This is a genomic window from Bacillus sp. IS1 (genome assembly GCF_032461585.1).
In the GTDB taxonomy this organism is placed as follows: Bacteria; Bacillota; Bacilli; order Bacillales; family Bacillaceae; genus Bacillus; species Bacillus velezensis.
On sequence record NZ_JAWCWR010000001.1, the window covers coordinates 1,466,061 to 1,484,311 of the forward strand.

The 18,251-nt window shown below is 45.4% G+C and carries 20 protein-coding genes; 7 read left to right on the forward strand and 13 right to left on the reverse strand.

Translation table 11 applies throughout. The features are described 5' to 3' along the window. Window positions 1-89 precede the first annotated feature (89 nt). The 3 genes from RUW00_RS07030 to RUW00_RS07040 form a co-directional block, all read right to left on the reverse strand. Complete coding sequence (locus RUW00_RS07030; RefSeq protein WP_280145315.1) at window positions 90-1,379, reverse strand: MFS transporter; 1,290 nt, start codon at window positions 1,377-1,379, stop codon at window positions 90-92. Between the two features lie 119 nt (window positions 1,380-1,498). After that, window positions 1,499-2,104: a superoxide dismutase SodA gene (sodA, locus tag RUW00_RS07035; protein WP_003153025.1), complete on the reverse strand. Its 606-nt coding sequence runs from the start codon at window positions 2,102-2,104 to the stop codon at window positions 1,499-1,501. A gap of 165 nt (window positions 2,105-2,269) precedes the next feature. Further along, window positions 2,270-2,752 carry a DUF456 domain-containing protein gene (locus RUW00_RS07040; RefSeq protein WP_014418393.1) on the reverse strand — a complete coding sequence of 161 codons (483 nt, stop codon included), beginning with the start codon at window positions 2,750-2,752 and terminating at the stop codon, window positions 2,270-2,272. A gap of 158 nt (window positions 2,753-2,910) precedes the next feature. Between RUW00_RS07040 and RUW00_RS07045 the strand changes: the two genes are divergently transcribed. The 3 genes from RUW00_RS07045 to ispG all read left to right on the forward strand — a co-directional run bounded on the left by RUW00_RS07045 (window position 2,911) and on the right by ispG (window position 5,320). Next, window positions 2,911-3,675 (forward strand): DUF1189 domain-containing protein, encoded by a 765-nt coding sequence (locus RUW00_RS07045; RefSeq protein WP_014418394.1) that lies wholly within the window; start codon window positions 2,911-2,913, stop codon window positions 3,673-3,675. A 91-nt stretch (window positions 3,676-3,766) separates the two neighbouring features. After that, a complete protein-coding gene (locus tag RUW00_RS07050) occupies window positions 3,767-4,069 on the forward strand; it encodes a LysM peptidoglycan-binding domain-containing protein (protein WP_003153022.1) in 303 nt (100 codons plus the stop codon). Between the two features lie 132 nt (window positions 4,070-4,201). Beyond that, complete coding sequence (gene ispG / locus RUW00_RS07055; protein ID WP_170616544.1) at window positions 4,202-5,320, forward strand: flavodoxin-dependent (E)-4-hydroxy-3-methylbut-2-enyl-diphosphate synthase; 1,119 nt, start codon at window positions 4,202-4,204, stop codon at window positions 5,318-5,320. Between the two features lie 33 nt (window positions 5,321-5,353). Here ispG and RUW00_RS07060 read toward each other — a convergent pair whose 3' ends face one another. Beyond that, window positions 5,354-5,731 (reverse strand): DUF308 domain-containing protein, encoded by a 378-nt coding sequence (locus RUW00_RS07060; protein WP_087920773.1) that lies wholly within the window; start codon window positions 5,729-5,731, stop codon window positions 5,354-5,356. Between the two features lie 133 nt (window positions 5,732-5,864). Between RUW00_RS07060 and RUW00_RS07065 the strand changes: the two genes are divergently transcribed. Beyond that, on the forward strand, window positions 5,865-6,446 hold the full coding sequence (locus RUW00_RS07065; protein WP_280145316.1) for a hypothetical protein: 582 nt from the start codon (window positions 5,865-5,867) through the stop codon (window positions 6,444-6,446). A 31-nt stretch (window positions 6,447-6,477) separates the two neighbouring features. Here the strand turns inward: RUW00_RS07065 and zur are convergent, their stop codons facing one another. After that, window positions 6,478-6,888, reverse strand: a complete 411-nt coding sequence (gene zur / locus RUW00_RS07070; protein WP_003153018.1) for a zinc uptake transcriptional repressor Zur — start codon at window positions 6,886-6,888, stop codon at window positions 6,478-6,480. 123 nt (window positions 6,889-7,011) lie between these two features. Then, the gene (locus RUW00_RS07075; RefSeq protein WP_007408296.1) at window positions 7,012-7,893 is read right to left on the reverse strand and encodes a YitT family protein; all 882 of its coding nucleotides are present in this window, start codon (window positions 7,891-7,893) and stop codon (window positions 7,012-7,014) included. Window positions 7,894-8,011: 118 nt separating this feature from the next. Here RUW00_RS07075 and RUW00_RS07080 point away from each other — a divergent pair, with 118 nt between their 5' ends. Next, window positions 8,012-8,266, forward strand: coding sequence for a DUF2624 domain-containing protein (locus RUW00_RS07080; protein ID WP_280145317.1), 255 nt, complete (start codon window positions 8,012-8,014; stop codon window positions 8,264-8,266). 32 nt (window positions 8,267-8,298) lie between these two features. Here the strand turns inward: RUW00_RS07080 and RUW00_RS07085 are convergent, their stop codons facing one another. After that, entirely contained in the window at window positions 8,299-9,192 is an 894-nt protein-coding gene (locus RUW00_RS07085) for a deoxyribonuclease IV (protein ID WP_014418398.1), read from the reverse strand. A gap of 10 nt (window positions 9,193-9,202) precedes the next feature. Beyond that, window positions 9,203-10,519 (reverse strand): DEAD/DEAH box helicase, encoded by a 1,317-nt coding sequence (locus RUW00_RS07090; protein WP_015417834.1) that lies wholly within the window; start codon window positions 10,517-10,519, stop codon window positions 9,203-9,205. Between the two features lie 165 nt (window positions 10,520-10,684). Between RUW00_RS07090 and vrrA the strand changes: the two genes are divergently transcribed. Then, complete coding sequence (gene vrrA, locus RUW00_RS07095) at window positions 10,685-11,380, forward strand: VrrA/YqfQ family protein (protein ID WP_095272419.1); 696 nt, start codon at window positions 10,685-10,687, stop codon at window positions 11,378-11,380. Between the two features lie 122 nt (window positions 11,381-11,502). Next, entirely contained in the window at window positions 11,503-12,447 is a 945-nt protein-coding gene (locus RUW00_RS07100; RefSeq protein ID WP_095272422.1) for a 4-hydroxy-3-methylbut-2-enyl diphosphate reductase, read from the forward strand. Window positions 12,448-12,467: 20 nt separating this feature from the next. Here the strand turns inward: RUW00_RS07100 and RUW00_RS07105 are convergent, their stop codons facing one another. The 5 genes from RUW00_RS07105 to dnaG form a co-directional block, all read right to left on the reverse strand. Beyond that, complete coding sequence (locus RUW00_RS07105; RefSeq protein WP_095272426.1) at window positions 12,468-13,589, reverse strand: Nif3-like dinuclear metal center hexameric protein; 1,122 nt, start codon at window positions 13,587-13,589, stop codon at window positions 12,468-12,470. Beyond that, entirely contained in the window at window positions 13,582-14,286 is a 705-nt protein-coding gene (locus RUW00_RS07110) for a tRNA (adenine(22)-N(1))-methyltransferase (protein ID WP_032860295.1), read from the reverse strand. The genes RUW00_RS07105 and RUW00_RS07110 overlap by 8 nt, the downstream gene beginning before the upstream one ends. A gap of 125 nt (window positions 14,287-14,411) precedes the next feature. Continuing rightward, on the reverse strand, window positions 14,412-14,774 hold the full coding sequence (gene cccA / locus RUW00_RS07115) for a cytochrome c550 (RefSeq protein WP_003152999.1): 363 nt from the start codon (window positions 14,772-14,774) through the stop codon (window positions 14,412-14,414). A gap of 350 nt (window positions 14,775-15,124) precedes the next feature. Next, complete coding sequence (gene rpoD / locus RUW00_RS07120) at window positions 15,125-16,246, reverse strand: RNA polymerase sigma factor RpoD (protein WP_003152998.1); 1,122 nt, start codon at window positions 16,244-16,246, stop codon at window positions 15,125-15,127. 192 nt (window positions 16,247-16,438) lie between these two features. Further along, window positions 16,439-18,250, reverse strand: a complete 1,812-nt coding sequence (dnaG, locus tag RUW00_RS07125; RefSeq protein ID WP_007408290.1) for a DNA primase — start codon at window positions 18,248-18,250, stop codon at window positions 16,439-16,441. Window position 18,251 lies beyond the last annotated feature (1 nt).

Sequence of the window (18,251 nt, forward strand, 5' to 3'; positions counted from 1 at the left end):
TCTTATTTACAGAAAGAAATGACACCTTCTGTTCAGGTGCCATTTTTCATTCTAAAGGTTTTTTCGATATTTTTCTACAGATAACCCTTTTATCTTTCTCCTTTTATAAAATTCGGTTCCGCCGCCTGTTTTTGTCGGTCTTCTTCTACTGTTTCATCAGAAGTTTCCGTATCCAGTTTGATGTCTTTTATAAAGTAATAAATCAGCGGATGGCCGGCTCCGAGCAGCACGAGCGCCGCCGGTATTCCCACTTTTTCCTTGAACAATGTAACGATTACAAGGAAACAAAGGATGGAAACGATCCGGCCCGCATTTAAAAATAACTCCCTGAGCACAATGTATTCAATTCTGGCTTTTCTGGCAAGCCGCGCCCGGCCTATCACATCATATGTAAGCGAGACATACGGCACGAGCAGAACTGGATAGCCGATCGCAATAAACATTCCGTACAAAAGGAGCGTCGTGAAGCTCATTTTGAAAATTATGAGAAACAGAGCGCCGTACAAGATCAATCCGCCGATAAGAATCGCCTTTTTCCGCGCTCTTTTTTTGATGAGCCTTGATGCAAAATAATAGGCGAAAAAAGAAACCGCGGAATTGACGAGACCGAATGTTCCGAGCGCCAGCTCACTGTTTGTCGCAATGAATACAAATACGCTGATTAAAAAAACAAAAATCCCTTCTCTCAAGCCTTGAAAAAAGTGCGCGTTGGTAATCCGGCGCCAATTCAGATTCGTGTGGCGCTCATCAAAAACTTTTTTCAGCATAAACCGGCCTTTCGACTCCCTCCGCTTCAGAAAAAAGCTCATGACCACGGCAAGGGCAAATAAACCGAGCGACAGGCTGAAAATGATTGTATAACCCGTATTGTTTTCAAGTCTTGAAATGACATATCCGGCCACAATCGGACCGATCATGCCCGCCGATGAAGACAAAATGCCTAAAAACCCGTTAAAAAAATCTCTCGTTTCCGGTTCCGTGATTTCGAAAGTCAGCACATTAAAAGCCAGCCAGTAAAAGCCGTATCCAACTCCGAGCACGGCCCCTATCAAAACGAGACGGGAAGCCGCAGTTTCTCCGGCAAGCAGCACACTTAAATAAAAAGCGGCCAAAAAGATAACGCCGAACCTTAGAATAAACACTCTGTCAATTTTTTTAGCCAGCCGGCCCGCCAGCAGAAAGGTAACCGGCTGCATCGTCACGACCGACAAATTGTATATGGCCAAATCAATAAATTTTCCCGACTGCTTCCACAAATACACGTTGACAAATGTATTTGACAGCGCGATGCCCAATGAGTAAAGGCCGCCAATCGTCAATAACAGCAGCAGCCCTTTATTTATTTCGATGTCGCCGATAATTTTTTTTATTTTGCTCATCATTGACTCCCCTTTACTACACATTAGTTTGTCTCACTCAAACTGAGATATGTAAAAGGAATCAAAGTCAATAAAAAAACAAGGCCTCCCGCGGGAGACCTTGTGATCATTCAACTCAATTATTTTGCTTCGCTGTAAAGACGGGCAACTTCATCCCAGTTCACAACATTCCAGAAAGCTGAAATGTAATCAGGACGGCGGTTTTGGTAGTTCAGGTAGTACGCATGCTCCCAAACATCAAGACCGAGAACAGGTGTTTTACCCTCTGAAAGCGGTGAATCTTGGTTTGGCGTGCTTGTAATTTCAAGTTTTCCGTTATTTACAACGAGCCAAGCCCAGCCTGAACCGAAACGGCCTGCAGCTGCTGCGGCGAATTTTTCTTTAAATTGATCGAAGCTTCCGAACGTGCTTTTGATCTCTTCAGCAAGCTCACCAGTCGGTTCGCCTCCGCCGTTCGGAGATAAAAGAGTCCAGAATAAAGAGTGGTTTGCATGTCCGCCGCCATTGTTGCGGACTGCCGTGCGGATGTCCTCCGGCACTGCGTTCAAATCAGCAACAAGCTCATCTACAGATTTCTCTGCAAGCGCTGATCCTTCGATCGCTTTGTTGAGGTTTGTCACGTATGTGTTATGGTGCTTCGTATGGTGAATCGTCATCGTTTCCTTATCGATATGAGGTTCTAAAGCATCATAAGCGTAAGGCAATTCTGGAAGTTTGTAAGCCATAATTTTTTCCTCCTTTAAATATATGTACTGAAATGCCGCTTAACGCGAACTTTTCTAATCTCAATGTAACAAAAGAAAGCGTGGTAATCAATGAAAAAGCTCACAATCCGGCGATTCCAGCAGACATATTACACTTTATCCGTTCACGGCCGAAATTAAACCTTTCTAAAGCACCGTCCATAAGAAATATCCGATCATAAAGAGCTGAATGACGCCTTTTGCCGCCACGCTTGTTAAAAAGCCGATTAACGAGCCGAGCCCCACTTTTGCCGCGGACTTGATATCCTTTTGATGAACAAACACCTCAGCGCAGACAGCACCGATAAATGGGCCTAATATAATGCCTGCCACGGGAATAACGAAGGGCCCGATCAATAATCCGATCGTGCTTCCCCAGATTGCCGCCCTGCTTCCTCCGTACCTTTTAACGCCAAGTAAATTTGACACATAATCAGCTGCGAATAAAACGGCCGCAAATACCGCCTCAATGAGCCAAAACAGGTAAGAATAAGGACTGAAGGAAAACAAAAATCCGTAGAGAAGAAAACCGGCCACAATAAAAATAACGCTTGGAATCACCGGATATACAAGCCCGATAAAAGCAATGACGAAGACCGCAATGATCATCAGCCAATACAAAACACTCATGACAAAAACACCCTCCTTTGTTTTGCGGGCGATCACCGTTTCCCGCTTTATCTTATTATGTATGATTCCTTATCACCGCTTTAAATACTCTCACTTGTGTTCATCCCCTGTGAACGATACAATAAGCAACATATACCAGTTTAGGCTAGGAAGTGAAGATGTTGAACATATTTACGGCTTTATTGAAAAGTACATACTCTCCGGCAGATATTGCAAAAACACGGTTTCAGGGGATAGGAAAAGCGATCCTTTATGTATTTTTGCTGTCTGTCCTTTTTACGCTGCCAAGCGCTTATTACCTTTGCTCCGGCACCGTAAACTCAATGAACGGTTTCAAAACCGTGTTAAAGAAAGATTTCCCTGATTTCAGCATTTCAAACGGAGAATTGCAGACGAAAGCGTCCGCCTCTAAGGAAACGGAAGCGAACGGGTTCGTCATCGTGTTTGATCCGACGGATGCTTACGGCGCTAAACAAATAGCGGCGAAACAAAATGCGATCGGCATTTTGAAAAATAAAATGGTGCTTGCTGTAGACGGACAGGCGACAGAAATGAATTATTCGCTGATGCCTGCTGATATCACAAAAAAAGAAATCATATCAGCATTAAACCAAAATAAAACGATGATCGTCACCGTCCTGTCCGTTCTGCTGTTCATCATGACAGCGGCCGGAAAATTCATTGAAGTATCATTTCTCGCCGTCATCGGCCTGATATTGAAAAATGCGCAAAGAAAGACATTGAATTACCAGCAGCTCTGGAAGCTTTCGGCTTATTCCATTACACTTTCGACCATATTCTTTACGATCATGCGCGCGCTTGTTATTACGGTGCCGAGTGAATTTTTAGTGAATTGGTTTGTAAACTTTATCATCCTTTTCCTCGTCTTAAAAGAGATACCGCCAAGAAAAACAGCTGTGTAACAAAGACTGCCCCCGGCGGTCTTCTTTTTTGTCATGAACAAAATGGGACAAGCATACAATGAAGTAAAAATGTATGCGGGAGGCGGTTGGAATGAAGCGGCTTACTTTTGTATTCGGCAGTTTATTTGTGATATTCATTATCTTTTACGATCTTAAAATCGGCACGATCCCTTCTCAAGACCTTCCGGCATACGCAGCGGCGGCGCAGCCAGCCCAACAGGAAGCTTCATACAGAACGGTTACGGTCAAAAAAGGCGATACGGTGATGTCGATAGTCGGCGCACATAAAGCGCCAGATGATATTGCACAAGATTTTGAAGCGCTGAATCCGAATGTAAAAGCAAACGCCATTCAGGCAGGCACCGCTTATAAATTCCCCGTCTACCGCAATTAAACGTTAATTTCTTGTCAGTTTGGCAAATACACTGTTACAATATAACATGTAAATAGAAGTTGCCTGACATGTAAAAGGCTCAGCCTGCAAAAGCGGTAACTACAATTAAGGAGCGATTGACAAGTGAGTGAAATCACACATCGTACAAAAACGCGTCCCGTCAAAGTGGGACCTTTAACAATAGGCGGAAATAACGAAGTCGTCATTCAGAGTATGACGACGACCAAAACACACGACGTAGAAGCAACAGTTGCGGAAATCAACCGTTTAGCCGAAGCCGGCTGCCAAATTGTCCGGGTGGCATGTCCGGACGAACGCGCCGCTAACGCGATTGCCGACATCAAAAAACAAATTTCCATCCCTCTCGTTGTCGATATTCATTTTGACTACAAGCTTGCATTAAAAGCAATTGAGGGCGGCGCCGACAAAATCAGAATCAACCCGGGTAACATCGGCCGCCGCGAAAAAGTGGAAGCCGTCGTAAAAGCGGCGAAAGAAAAAGGAATTCCGATCCGGATCGGCGTAAACGCGGGTTCTTTGGAAAAACGCATTTTAGAAAAATACGGCTATCCGACTGCTGACGGAATGGTTGAGAGTGCGCTTCATCATATCAAAATCTTGGAAGATCTTGACTTTCATGACATCATCGTCAGCATGAAAGCGTCTGACGTCAATCTAGCCATAGAAGCATACGAAAAAGCGTCAAAAGCATTTGATTATCCGCTCCACCTCGGAATTACAGAATCGGGCACGCTGTTTGCCGGAACGGTAAAAAGCGCGGCCGGACTCGGAGCGATTTTAAGCAAAGGAATCGGAAACACGCTCCGGATCTCTCTGAGCGCCGACCCGGTTGAAGAAGTAAAAGTAGCCAGAGAACTGCTGAAATCATTCGGTCTTGCGTCAAACGCGGCTACGCTTATTTCATGCCCGACATGCGGACGGATCGAAATTGATCTTATCAGCATCGCAAATGAAGTGGAAGAATATATTTCTAAAGTCAAAGCGCCGATTAAAGTAGCCGTTCTCGGATGCGCCGTTAACGGACCGGGTGAAGCAAGAGAAGCCGATATCGGGATTGCCGGTGCGCGCGGCGAAGGCCTTCTTTTCCGCAAAGGCCAAATCGTCCGCAAAGTCCCTGAAGAAACCATGGTCGATGAGCTGAAAAAAGAAATCGACAAGCTGGCAGAAGAACACTACGCAAAGCTTGAAGCGGAAAAAGCAAAAGCAGAACAAGAAACACAAAAAGCTTGACGGATATTCCGCCAAGCTTTTTTTTGCGTTGTGTTAAAAAAACGGTGTAATGAAGATGCCAAGCACAAGGGAAACAATACCGATTCCCATCGCCCATCCGCCTAAAGCGCCTGCTCCTCTTCTTCTGGCGATATAGCCGACGATAATGCCGCATGCTCCTAATAAAACAGGGAGCACAAACAGGGAAATGATGGAAATAGCCAATGCTGCATACCCTATCCCCCGGCCTTCACTTACTCCGTCCCGGTTATCATCACGGTCTGCTGCCCGGTCAGAAGCACGATATGGCTCTGAAATTTCAGCCGCTGTTTCTTCTGAATAAACATCACGCGTGATATCGGTTCCTTCCGATCCATGATCCACATAGTAGTCGTTGCCTTTTCGATTTTCGTAATCGTATGCCACCTTCAATTCCCCCTTTTTCTTTTATGAAAGGAGCTTTTTTAGTTTCCGCGTTTTTTACGGATTCATGTTTGCTAAACTTTTCTGGTATTGTTAATTGTTTATGTTACACTTGAAGGGATGAATTTATAGGAGTGTGGACATGTTACGGTTAGGTATAGATATTGACGGCACAGTTACGGCACAGGATACATTTGTCCCTTATTTAAACCGCTCATTTCATCTTTCCATTACCTTGGATGATATGACTGATTATGATCTGACGAAGCTTTTGAACATTACAGACGAGGAATTTTGGGAATGGATGAACGTTCATGAAGCAGCCATATATAAAGAAGCGAAGCTCGCGGAATTTGCCAAGCAGGCAGTGGACGGACTGAAAGAAGAGCACCGTCTGATCTACATTACGGCAAGACGCGGCCACTTAGAAGATGTTACGCTGGACTGGTTTGCAAACCGGGACATTCATTACGATCACATTGAGCTTGTCGGAGGCCATCACAAAGTGGAAGCCGTCAAAAAACACGGCATTGATTTATTTTTCGAAGATCACCACGGCAATGCGACAATGATCGCAAAAGAAGCAGGCATTCCGGTTATCCTTTTTAACTCCCCATATAATCAGCTCCCCATCGATTCCAATATTATCAGGGTGCAGAATTGGCTTGAAGCCGTCGCCTGGATTAATAAAAACAAACATAGCTTTCAGCATGTGAAAAGCTGAAAAAAAACCTCCTGTATAAGCAGGAGGTTTTTTATCGGCACGCCGGACAGGTGCCGTAAATTTCAAACTTATGGCCGCTGATTTCATACCCTTCCAAATCATCGTGCAGCTTATCCATCGGACAGGACTCAATTTCCTTCGTTTTCCCGCAGGTTAAACAGATAAAATGGTGATGATGATGGGTATAAGAGCATGTAAAACGGAACAGTTTTTCTCCGGAAAGCTCCGTCGTTTCCAAAATGCCGAGTTCTTCATATAACGAAAGATTTCTGTATATGGTATCAAAGCTCAGACCCGGATAGTCGTCATTTAATGCGGCAAGCACGTTTTTGGCGGTCAGATATTTATCAGAATCAGCAAAAAGCTGCAGCATGTCTTCTCGCTTACTCGTATATTTATACCCTTTTTCTTTCAGCAGGTTCAACGCTTCTTGTACGTTCATGAGGACCTCCCCTTTACAACACGGTATCGCTCCAAAAAGAAAATGGCAGCTGTCTGAACAGCAGGCCATTTCCTTATGATGTATCAAATTATACCTATAAAATGATGAAAAGTAAATGAAAGCCTAGTGAATCGCGGTTTTGAACTTACCGCCCCTCGTTTCATGGGTATTCATGATCGTAATAAAGGCGTTTTTATCAATTTCAAACACAATGGATTTCAATTTAGTCACTTCAAGCCTTGTCACGACCGCGTAAATGACTTCTTTGGTTTCATCCGTATATCCGCCTTTTCCCTGAAGCTTGGTGGTTCCCCGTCCAAGCCGGTGCAATATAGCATCTGAGATCTCAGCATATTGCTCTGCAACAATAATGACCGCTTTTGTTTCATCAAGCCCCTGGATGACGGCGTCAATCGTTTTCATGGCAATATAATAAGTCATGAAAGAATACATTGCCTGCTCCGGACCGAACACAAAACCGGCCCAAATGAAAATAAACACATTGATGAGCATAACGAATTCCCCGACTGAAAAGGGCAGCTTTTTCGTGAGAAGGATACCGAGGATTTCAGTACCGTCCATCGAGCCTCCGTTTCGGATGACAAGGCCTACCCCGAAACCGAGCAAAAGCCCCCCGAATACCGTCGCCAAAATAGGCTGGGTCGTAATGGCCTCCACATGGTGCAATGAGGATTCAATCAGCGCTAAACCGACGATTCCGATAACAGTAGAGATGAGAAATGTTTTTCCGATATATTTATATCCGAAAATCATAAATGGAATGTTGAGTAACACAACGAATAAGGCAAAATTGAGGAGGGGATTGGACATAAAGAGGTGGTCTAAAATTAATGAAACACCGATAATGCCTCCGTCGATAAAATTATTAGGGACCAGAAACAATTCAATACTTACGGCGGCTGAACCCGCCCCGATCAGAATCATAATGACCCTGAAGATAAAGTGTAAAAATGATTCTCTTTTATGCTGTTTATTTGGGGTCATAAAATCTCCTTTCCTATAATAACTATTTTAAACAGTAAGCAACTTTATTTTACCATTAAAAGCTGTAACATTTTAATGATCTGCTCAATACATTATGTCTAAAGAGGTGAAAGTATCGATGATTTTAATACAAAGAATTATTTTGCAGCGGCTCAATCAAGTCACTACGGACGATCTGCTGAAATATTCCAAGCAATACGGAATCAGCATTACGAGGAGTCAAGCGGCTGAGGTAGCGGCTCTGATGCACGGAAAAAACATCAATATTTTTGATGATCAGGAGCGGCTGCGCCTGCTGAAAAAAGTGGAAACGATAACCTCAAAAGAAACGGCGCGAAAAGTTGACGAACTTTTCAATCAATTCTCAGGGTAAGAAAGGAGGGACACCCGCCCCTCCTTTCTTTCTTATTGAGCTGATATTTTTTCAAGAAGCTCCTTATCAAACTGCTTTTCTTTCAGCATTTCGATTTCAAAACGGTACGGCGGCTTCTTATTTTTCTTGTCTTCGCCTACATACGGTGTTTCGAGGATTTTCGGAATATCGGCAAGTTGCTCGTGATGAACGATGTACTGCAGAGCGTCAAAACCGATCTCTCCGAACCCGATATTTTCATGGCGGTCTTTCCGGGCGCCTTTGATATTTTTACTGTCGTTAACATGAAGGACTTTTATCCGATCGATGCCGACGATTTTATCAAACTCGTTAAGAACACCGTCAAAATCATTAGCGACATCATACCCGGCGTCATGGGTGTGGCAAGTGTCAAAGCAGACGGATAGATGTTCATTATGCGTGACTCCCGCAATGATCTCGGCCAGCTCTTCAAAGCTTCTCCCGCATTCTGATCCTTTGCCCGCCATTGTTTCCAGCGCAATCTGCACGTTTTGACCGGGAACAATCACTTCGTTTAAACCTTCAATAATTTTTTTGATGCCCGTCTCAGCCCCGGCTCCGACATGCGCCCCTGGATGAAGCACGATCTGTTTCGCGCCGATCGCTGCCGTTCTTTCAATTTCAGAACGCAGAAAATCAACGCCCAGCTCAAACGTTGCCGGATTTGTCGTATTTCCGATGTTAATGATGTACGGCGCATGCACGACAATCTCGTCGATGCCGTTTTCCTTCATATGGGCGCGGCCCGCTTCAATATTCAAGTCTTCAATTTTTTTGCGGCGCGTGTTTTGGGGAGCGCCCGTATAGATCATAAATGTATTCGCCCCGTACGAAACAGCTTCCTTGCTTGCGGCAAGGAGCATATGTTTTCCGCTCATTGAGACGTGTGAACCTATTTTCAGCAACCCGATTCCCCTACTTTCCTTTGTTAGATTTGTTTCTTCTCTGCTTTCTTTTTATCTTTTCCATTTCGTAGCCCATTTTCTTTTTATAACCCGGCTTCACTTTTTTCGGTTTTTTCACGAGGCGCTTCGCCATTTGGTCGGCCTCATTCTCCGATTTTTTGCGTTTTTTGCGGCGGTGGCGGTCATCGCCTTTCTTCCATTCGCCGTTTACAAGCTCCGCATAGTCAAACACAATACCCATCTTTTCGAGTCTTACGAGCGCATCTTCGTCAGAAAGCTCATAAATGGTCAGTGCTTGGCCTGATGAACCGGCGCGTGCGGTTCTTCCGACGCGGTGAACATAAAAATCCAGATCGTCCGGAAGCTCATAGTTGATGACGTGGCTTACGCCTTTAATGTCAATTCCTCTTGCCGCAAGGTCTGTCGCAATGACATAAGTGAATTCCAGATCATTAATCTGCTTCATTACCTTCTTACGCTCACGCGGCGTTAATCCCCCGTGCAGAAGACCGATCCTCATACCCTTTTCAGTCAGGTATTTCGCAATATGGTCAGCCGTGTTTTTCGTATTTGCAAACACAATGCCCAGATAAGGGTTCAGATGAGACATCATATCAAAAAGCAGTTTGTCTTTATCACGCTGTTTAGAAGGAACCAACACATGTTCAATCTTTTCGGCTGTGATTCTTTTCGGCTCAACATGCGCGTACTTCGGATTTTCCATATACTTTTTCAAAAACGGCTTCAGCTTTTCCGGAATCGTAGCTGAGAACACAAGCATCTGAAGTTCTTCCGGCATACGCGATCCGATGTAATCAACGTCTTCTAAAAAGCCCATGTCAAGCATCAGATCAGCTTCGTCAATGACGAGAGACTGCGCTTTATAGACGTTCAATGCCTGCGCCTTAATCAGATCCGCGATCCGGCCCGGCGTTCCGACGACGAGATGAGGCTGTGTTTTCAGCTTATCAATTGATTTTTGCTTGTCCGTCCCGCCGATGAAGCATTTTGTCCGGATCGGCTCATCTTCCGCACCCTGTGTGATTTTGAGCGCTTCCTGATGAATCTGATTGGCAAGCTCTCTCGTCGGCGCCGTGATAACAGCCTGTACCGTATCAGAACCCGGATCAATCCGATTCAAAATTGGCAATAAATAGGCGTGGGTTTTCCCCGTCCCCGTCTGGGACTGCCCGATCACGCTTTCGTTTTTCAGTACGGCAGGTATCAGACGCTTTTGAATATCTGTCGGTTCATAAAAACCAAGGCGGTGAACTGCATCTATAATAAACGGTTTTAAGTTGTATCCATCAAATTTAGTTTCTTTCATTTTTCCCAGCTCCTTAAAGCGGCACATTCTGTGTCCATCATCACATTATAACCGATTTTACTTAAAAACACCATGTCTCGGGGGAATCCTGTTTTCGAGACAGAAAAGCAAATGCCCCCTCCGATGCATATTGTAATAGCAGAGAGACAGAAAGGAGGTACAAGTATGTTTCCACAGCAGCCGATGAGAAATATGGCGCAGCAGGGCCGGCCGTTTATGAATCCGCGTATGATGATGGGAGGAAGACCGTCATTGCCGGGCCGGCAGCTGATGCAGCAGGGCCGGCAGCTTTTCCCTCAGCAGCAGATTGCCGGAGCGGGCCTGAGAAACGCAGGCACGGGCGGCGGAGGGGGCTTAAAAGGGATGCTTTCCCGTTTTTTACCCGGTTCAGGAGGAGGAAGCGCTGCCGCGTCGGCACCGGCGGCGGCCAGCGGAGGAGCAGGTGCAGGACTGCAGGGAATACAGAACCTGGCAAGTCCGGCATCCCTGTCAAGCATGCTCGGCAATGTTCAGAAGGTGCTCGGCGTGGCGCAGCAGGTTACGCCGATGATCCAGCAGTACGGTCCTTTAGTACGGAGTCTGCCCGCCATGATGAAGCTTTACAGCCAATTAAGCAGCAGTGATGACGAGAATGAATCTGACGAGACGAAAAAAACAGACGAACAGGACAAAAACGATGAAGCTGAAAAAACAGATGAAACAGAAGATGAAAACAAATCAGACGCCTCATCCAAAACATCAAAGAAGACGTCTGAAAAAGCTTCCGCTTCAAAAGAAAAAGACGCCGCACAGGCAGACTCAGCGGAACAGCCGCGTCCAAAAAGAACATCGGGCAGATCAAAGCCGAAATTATATATTTAACATTCTTTGATATCTCACGAAAGATTAGCTATAATGAGATCAGAAGAATGCAAGATTTGAGCCGTTTAACTACGGCTTTTTATATTGCCTCTACACTCACTTTTGATAGGAGGACATCTACATTGAACGTTATCAAAATATCGCCACGCGGCTACTGTTACGGCGTTGTTGATGCCATGGTCATAGCCAAAAACGCGTCACTCGATAAAACACTGCCAAGACCTATATATATACTCGGAATGATTGTTCATAATAAGCATGTCACAGATGCGTTTGAGGAAGACGGCATTTACACGCTTGACGGCGCAAACCGTCTGGAGATTTTAAAGCAGGTGGAGAAAGGAACCGTTATTTTCACGGCTCACGGGGTATCTCCGGAAGTAAGAAAAGTCGCTGAGGAAAAAGGGCTCGTTACGATTGACGCCACATGCCCGGACGTCACGAAAACACATGACTTAATCCGGAAAGTAAAAGCTGAAGGCTATCACGTCATATACATCGGCAAAAAAGGCCACCCCGAGCCTGAAGGAGCCGTCGGCGTCGCTCCTGAAATCGTTCATCTCGTTGAAACAGAGGAAGACGTGAGAAATCTCGATATTCAGGCTGAGAAATTAATCGTTACAAACCAAACGACAATGTCCCAGTGGGACGTCCACGATATTATGGAATCAGTCAAAGAAAAGTACCCGTACGTGGAATACCATCAGGAAATCTGTCTGGCCACACAGGTTCGTCAAGAAGCTGTATCAGAGCAGGCAAAAAAAGCGGACTTAACCATTGTTGTCGGTGATCCGAAAAGCAATAACTCCAACAGACTGGCGCAAGTGTCAGAAGAAATCGCCGGAACAAAAGCCTACCGAATCGGAGACATCAGTGAACTGAAGCTCGAATGGCTGAAAGACGTCAATACCGTCGCCGTTACCGCAGGCGCATCAACACCGACACCGATTACAAAGGAAGTCATCCGCTTTTTAGAGCAGTTTGACCACAACGATGAATCGACATGGCAGCTTGAACACAGTGTGCCGCTTAAAAAAATCCTTCCGAAAGTAAAAATAAAAAACTGAGGCCTGAGGCCTCAGTTTTTTTATAAGAAGGTAAATGGGTTTGTATCTGTTTCGGAAGCGAAAATGCGCACGTCATAATTTTTCTCTCCGGCCATTGCCGTAAGCTTCTCAGCCGTGCCTTTTCTCATGATCTTTTCAGCATAATGCCCCGGGTCCACGACGTTTAATCCCATCATCATCGCATCATGCGCTACATGGAAATAAAGATCGCCCGTCACGTAAACATCTGCACCTTTCCGCTTTGCCTGATAAATATATTTATTTCCGTCACCGCCAAGAACCGCGACTTTTTTCACCTTGCTGTTTCGCTCTCCCACCATCCGTACTCCGTTAACGTCAAACTTTTCTTTCACAAACAGAGCAAACTCTTCAAGCGTCATGTCTTGCTGAAGTTTTCCGATGCGGCCGAGCCCTTTTTCAAGCGGAGACTGCTCCACCGGATAAATATCATATGCCACTTCTTCATACGGATGGCTTTTTTTCAGCGCTTTTACGACGGTTTTCTCCATACTTGCCGGAAAAACGGTCTCAAGTCTCACTTCATGGACGAGCTCCAGTTCTCCCGTCTGTCCGATAAACGGTTCTGCCCCGTCCAACGGCTTAAAGCTGCCGATTCCCTCAGAGGAGAACGCGCAATGGCTGTAATTGCCGATATGTCCCGCTCCGGCGTTGCCGAGTGCGGTTCTTACAGCTTCTTCATAGTCTTTCGGAACATATACGGCAAGCTTTTTCAGCGGGTCCGAATATGTCGGGACGAGCACCTCTGTGTCTGTCAGGCCGAGAGCTTCGGCAAGCAGATCGTTCACACCGCCCTCCGCCACATCAAGATTCGTATGAGCCGCATATACGGCAATATCATGCTTTATACATTTCTCAATCAGTCTTCCGCCAGGCTGATCAGTGGTGATCTGTTTAAGCGGCCGAAAAATCGGCGGGTGGTGGGCGATAATTAAGTCAACTTTTTTCTCAATGGCTTCATCTACCGTTTGTTCCAGAACATCCAGTGTCACCATGACATTTTTCACCGGCTTATTCAATGTACCGATCTGCAGACCGATTTTATCTCCTTCCACCGCAAAAGTCTTCGGTGAAAATTGTTCAAACAGCTGGATGATTTCCTGTCCGTTCACATGTTTAGGCATGTCCGATTACCTCCTTCAGCAGAGAAATCCGCTCTTTCAATTCAGCTAATTTTTCATGATTTTCATGCTTTGCGCTGCGGCTGATCTGTTCATAAATTTGTTCAGTATGCTTAAGTTCCTGGCTCCATTTCCGAAGAAACACTTCATTTCTCTCTTTTAATAAAAACGGACCCGCAAGCATTCCGGCAGCCATCGGCACGTCCCGATACGGCGCATCACGGTCGCCAGTTTCCGCAACGAGGATTTCATAACACTTTCCGTCTTCTTCGAGAATCACTTCATCAAGCAGTTCATAGCCTTCCTGATACAGCCACTCTCTTATATGAACGGCATGAATATTCGGCTGCAGAATCAGCCGTTCACGCCCCGTCAATTTCGTTTTCCCCGATTCCAAAATATGAGCGATCAGCGCTCCGCCCATGCCAGCGATTGTAATGGCGCCGGCTTCTCCTTTTTCAAGGACGCTCAGCCCGTCACCTTTCCTTACGGAGATAAGAGTGCTTAAGTCCAGTTTTTCCACCTGCTGTTTGGCGGATAGAAACGGCCCGTCTGTAATTTCACCGGCGATTGCCCGGCTTGCCAAATGATTCAAAACGGCATAGCAAGGAAGATACGCGTGGTCCGACCCGATATCAGCAACCAGGGCACCCGGAGGGATATATTCCGCCACAGACTGCAATCTTTTAGATAACTTCATTTCATTCACAATATCACAACTTTTCTCAGGTTCTTTTTCCTTTACTATCATATAAAAAAACCGCCCGGAATCCAAGCGGCGGATAGAGTTTTTCATATGTCTTTTATATAGGGACCGGTAAAGCTTTATTTAATGTCAGAAACCCATTTTGCCATGTCATCCAGCTTTTCGGCCGGCACAAGGCCCGCGGGCATCCCGTTGCCGCCTTTTTCAATTTTTGTTTTAATCTCAGCGACATCTTTTCTTTTGCCGACGCCTTTTAAGTTCGGCCCTGACACACCTTCATAGTTTTCCCCGTGACAGGTGATGCAGTTCGCTTTATAAATCTCTTCAGGTGAAGCGTTTGCAGTTTCCTTCTCGGCATTTTTGCTTTCACCGCCGCTTGCGATCTGATGCGCATCTCCGTTGCCTTTTACAGCTAAAAAGAAAGTCAGCCCTATTCCCAGCACTGCAATGAGCAAAAAAGGAATCAGCGGATTCCACTTCATATCTCCATCCCCCTTTTTCATTCTCCCCCTATGTAAACACTTCTAATTCTAACTTATTTTTACAAAAAGTAAATGGTCTTGCTCAGCAATTTCATTGATTTCACAATTTATACAAAAAGCAAAAATAACTGTTTTGTTTATCACAAAATTATCTTTATTCTATTGTATAATGAATTGTATACGCTTACAATAAAGAATATAAATAAACTTATCTCATTTTCCCCCTTTCAGGACATGCCGCATTTTTTCCGAACTCATTTGCAAAACATATGCTTATCCAGTAAAATAAAGGTATATTATCCATATATCTTATACATAAAAAAGAACGGATCAAAAAGACCCGTTCCATTCTATTCGAGAAAATCCTTCAGACGTTTGCTTCTGCTCGGATGTCTCAATTTGCGAAGCGCTTTTGCTTCAATTTGGCGAATACGCTCTCTCGTTACTCCAAACACTTTGCCGACTTCTTCCAAAGTTCTTGTGCGTCCGTCATCCAGACCGAAACGGAGACGCAGCACGTTTTCTTCACGATCTGTCAACGTATCCAGCACATCTTCCAGCTGTTCTTTTAAAAGCTCATATGCCGCATGATCCGACGGAGATGTCGCTTCCTGGTCTTCGATGAAGTCACCGAGATGTGAGTCGTCTTCTTCACCGATCGGCGTTTCTAAAGAAACAGGCTCTTGAGCAATTTTTAATATTTCACGGACTTTTTCAGGCGTAAGATCCATGTCTTCAGCAATCTCTTCCGGTGTCGGCTCTCTGCCAAGATCCTGAAGAAGCTGACGCTGCACCCGGATTAATTTGTTGATGGTTTCCACCATGTGAACCGGGATACGGATTGTTCTCGCCTGGTCAGCGATGGCGCGTGTAATCGCCTGTCTGATCCACCAAGTCGCATACGTACTGAATTTATATCCTTTACGGTAGTCAAACTTCTCGACGGCTTTCATGAGACCCATGTTTCCTTCTTGGATCAAGTCTAAGAAAAGCATGCCGCGGCCGACATACCGTTTAGCAATGCTGACAACTAAACGAAGGTTTGCTTCAGCCAGTCTGCGTTTAGATTCCTCGTCACCCTCTTCAATTTTTTGAGCGTAGGTGATTTCTTCTTTAGCAGAAAGAAGATTTACCCGTCCGATTTCCTTAAGGTACATGCGGACTGGATCATTGATCTTTACGCCAGGCGGTACGCTGAGGTCATTAAGGTCAAATTCTTCTTCGGCTTTGGCAAGCTGTTGAATATTAGGATCTTCCGTTTCTTCATTTTCACTAATTAATTCAACACCTTGTTCTCCTAAAAATTCATAATACTCATCCATTTGGTCTGATTCAATTTCAAAGCTGGACATGCGTTCAGCAATTTCTTCATATGTTAAAACGCCACGTTTTTTTCCAGTTTCAGTAAGCTGTTCTTTTACCTGGTCTAATGTAAGTTCTGTTTCTGTTTCGTGGGTTTGTTTATCAGCCATTATGGATCCCTCCTTCCAAAGCTTGCAACGAATTCTAAAAGCGGTATGTTTCTTATCCGACCCGGAAGCCTTCTCTCTTTTTCAGCATGCAGGGCTGCGGATAATAAATGACAATTCATGATGAGGTTAAGCGATCTATTTGCTCCTCCGCAAGGAATCATTGCCAATCAGAACGCAAGCCTCTTTTTGGTGTTACTTTAATGATCGGTTCAATGCAACAATTTCTTGAGCCAGAGACGCAGCTTTCACGAAGTCTTTCTGCCTCTCCGCATCTGCTCTTTCTGCTTCTTTTTCCTTTATCATTGACCATTTTCGGTGATCCAACACTTTTTTTACGTAATCGGATAACTCGGCCTCTGAGAGCTCCTCGTTTACTTGGAGCATCCCTATATCTGAAAGCAGCTGGCTGATTTCCTCATCCTGCATTCTCGCCATAAGATGCTGCGGCGTCATGTCAGCACCCTCTTCATAAACAGCGTACAGGTATGCTGCCAGCGCACGATGTCCGTCAATGTTAAATTCAAAGCCGACACGCTCAATCACTTTCTTTATGACGTTTCGGTCTCTCAGCATATGAGCGAGCAGAAGTCTTTCCGCGTTCTCATAGGCGGGACGGAGACGGCGCCGTTTCGCTTTTGTCGTCACCCGGGCCCGTCTTGTCTGCGGTTCGGCGTTTTTGTCGCCGGGGGCGTTTTGTCTGGCGTAGATGGAAAGCTGTTCCGTCAAAGATTCTACCGAAAGAGAAAATTCCGAGGCGAGCTGCTTCACATACATTTCCTGCTCAAGCGACCCTGAAAGAGCGCTGATTTCTTTCAGCACTTCTTTCATGTAAGCGAGCCGGTCTCCTTCGTCAGATAAGTTTTTCCCTTTGCGGAAATACTGCATTTTAAAAGCCATGACCGTAACGCTTGCATCAATGATATCGGTCCGGAATTTTTCTCCGCCCCGGGTTCTGATATAATCATCAGGATCAAGCCCGTCAGGCAGCATGCTTACTCTTACCTTACAATCGGCTTTCTGGAGCAGGCCGGCCGCTTTCAGCGTAGCTTCGTACCCGGCTTTATCCGAATCATAGCAGAGAATGACCTCCTGAACATTTCTCCTGAGGATTTTCACATGTTCTTCGGTGAGCGATGTCCCCATTGTGGCGATACTTTCTTTTACGCCTGAGCTGACGGCGGATATGACGTCAGCGAAGCCTTCAAACAGAACGGCTCTCTCCTCTTTTCTGATCGGCAGGCGCGCCTTATGAAAGTTATACAGCAGCTTAGATTTATGAAACAGCGGCGTTTCCGGGCTGTTCATATATTTCGGCTGCTGGCTTCCGAGCGCCCTTCCTGAAAAAGCCGCCACGGCTCCGTGGTGATCATGAATGGGAAACATAATTCTGTTTCTGAAACGGTCAAAATACCCGCTGCCGTCTTCCCTTCTGATCAGCAGACCCGCTTTTTCCATCAGTTCTTCCTCAAAACCGCGCTTTTTCAAGAATTTCGTCATGAAATCCCAGGAATCCAGCGCGTAGCCGATTTCAAACTCATCTATGAGCTCTTTCGTAAAACCCCTTGATAAAAGGTAATCTAACGCTTCCTGGCCTTCCTTTGTATTTATTAGCAAATGATGGTAAAATTTCTTCAGAAGCTCGTGGGCTTCCGCCATCTTCTGCTCTCCGGAAGATTCCGGCCTGGATGCAGAGTGAATCGTTATATCATCAGGGAAATCAATCTGATATTTATCCGCAAGGTGAGAAACAGCTTCCGTAAATGAATAGCCTTCCATCTGCCGTAAGAAAGAGAAAACGTTCCCGCCCGCACCGCATCCGAAGCAATGAAAGATCTGCTTATCGCTGGAGACGGAAAACGAGGGCGTGTTTTCCCCGTGAAACGGACAGAGCCCAAAGTAGTTGCGGCCTTGCTTTTTCAATTGGACATAATCACCTATGACTTCAACAATGTCTGCTGACTGCTGCACCTGATTAACTACTTCATCTGGTATGCGGTTTCCCATC

What these genes read in the sequence shown, in the direction of transcription:
- RUW00_RS07030 (WP_280145315.1), bottom strand. Translation starts at nt 1,379, where the DNA reads ATGAGCAAAATAAAAAAAATTATCGGCGACATCGAAATAAATAAAGGG.
- sodA (WP_003153025.1), bottom strand. Translation starts at nt 2,104, where the DNA reads ATGGCTTACAAACTTCCAGAATTGCCTTACGCTTATGATGCTTTAGAA.
- RUW00_RS07040 (WP_014418393.1), bottom strand. Translation starts at nt 2,752, where the DNA reads ATGAGTGTTTTGTATTGGCTGATGATCATTGCGGTCTTCGTCATTGCT.
- RUW00_RS07045 (WP_014418394.1), top strand. Translation starts at nt 2,911, where the DNA reads ATGTTGAACATATTTACGGCTTTATTGAAAAGTACATACTCTCCGGCA.
- RUW00_RS07050 (WP_003153022.1), top strand. Translation starts at nt 3,767, where the DNA reads ATGAAGCGGCTTACTTTTGTATTCGGCAGTTTATTTGTGATATTCATT.
- RUW00_RS07065 (WP_280145316.1), top strand. Translation starts at nt 5,865, where the DNA reads ATGTTACGGTTAGGTATAGATATTGACGGCACAGTTACGGCACAGGAT.
- zur (WP_003153018.1), bottom strand. Translation starts at nt 6,888, where the DNA reads ATGAACGTACAAGAAGCGTTGAACCTGCTGAAAGAAAAAGGGTATAAA.
- RUW00_RS07075 (WP_007408296.1), bottom strand. Translation starts at nt 7,893, where the DNA reads ATGACCCCAAATAAACAGCATAAAAGAGAATCATTTTTACACTTTATC.
- RUW00_RS07080 (WP_280145317.1), top strand. Translation starts at nt 8,012, where the DNA reads ATGATTTTAATACAAAGAATTATTTTGCAGCGGCTCAATCAAGTCACT.
- RUW00_RS07090 (WP_015417834.1), bottom strand. Translation starts at nt 10,519, where the DNA reads ATGAAAGAAACTAAATTTGATGGATACAACTTAAAACCGTTTATTATA.
- vrrA (WP_095272419.1), top strand. Translation starts at nt 10,685, where the DNA reads ATGTTTCCACAGCAGCCGATGAGAAATATGGCGCAGCAGGGCCGGCCG.
- RUW00_RS07105 (WP_095272426.1), bottom strand. Translation starts at nt 13,589, where the DNA reads ATGCCTAAACATGTGAACGGACAGGAAATCATCCAGCTGTTTGAACAA.
- RUW00_RS07110 (WP_032860295.1), bottom strand. Translation starts at nt 14,286, where the DNA reads ATGAAGTTATCTAAAAGATTGCAGTCTGTGGCGGAATATATCCCTCCG.
- cccA (WP_003152999.1), bottom strand. Translation starts at nt 14,774, where the DNA reads ATGAAGTGGAATCCGCTGATTCCTTTTTTGCTCATTGCAGTGCTGGGA.
- rpoD (WP_003152998.1), bottom strand. Translation starts at nt 16,246, where the DNA reads ATGGCTGATAAACAAACCCACGAAACAGAAACAGAACTTACATTAGAC.
- dnaG (WP_007408290.1), bottom strand. Translation starts at nt 18,250, where the DNA reads ATGGGAAACCGCATACCAGATGAAGTAGTTAATCAGGTGCAGCAGTCA.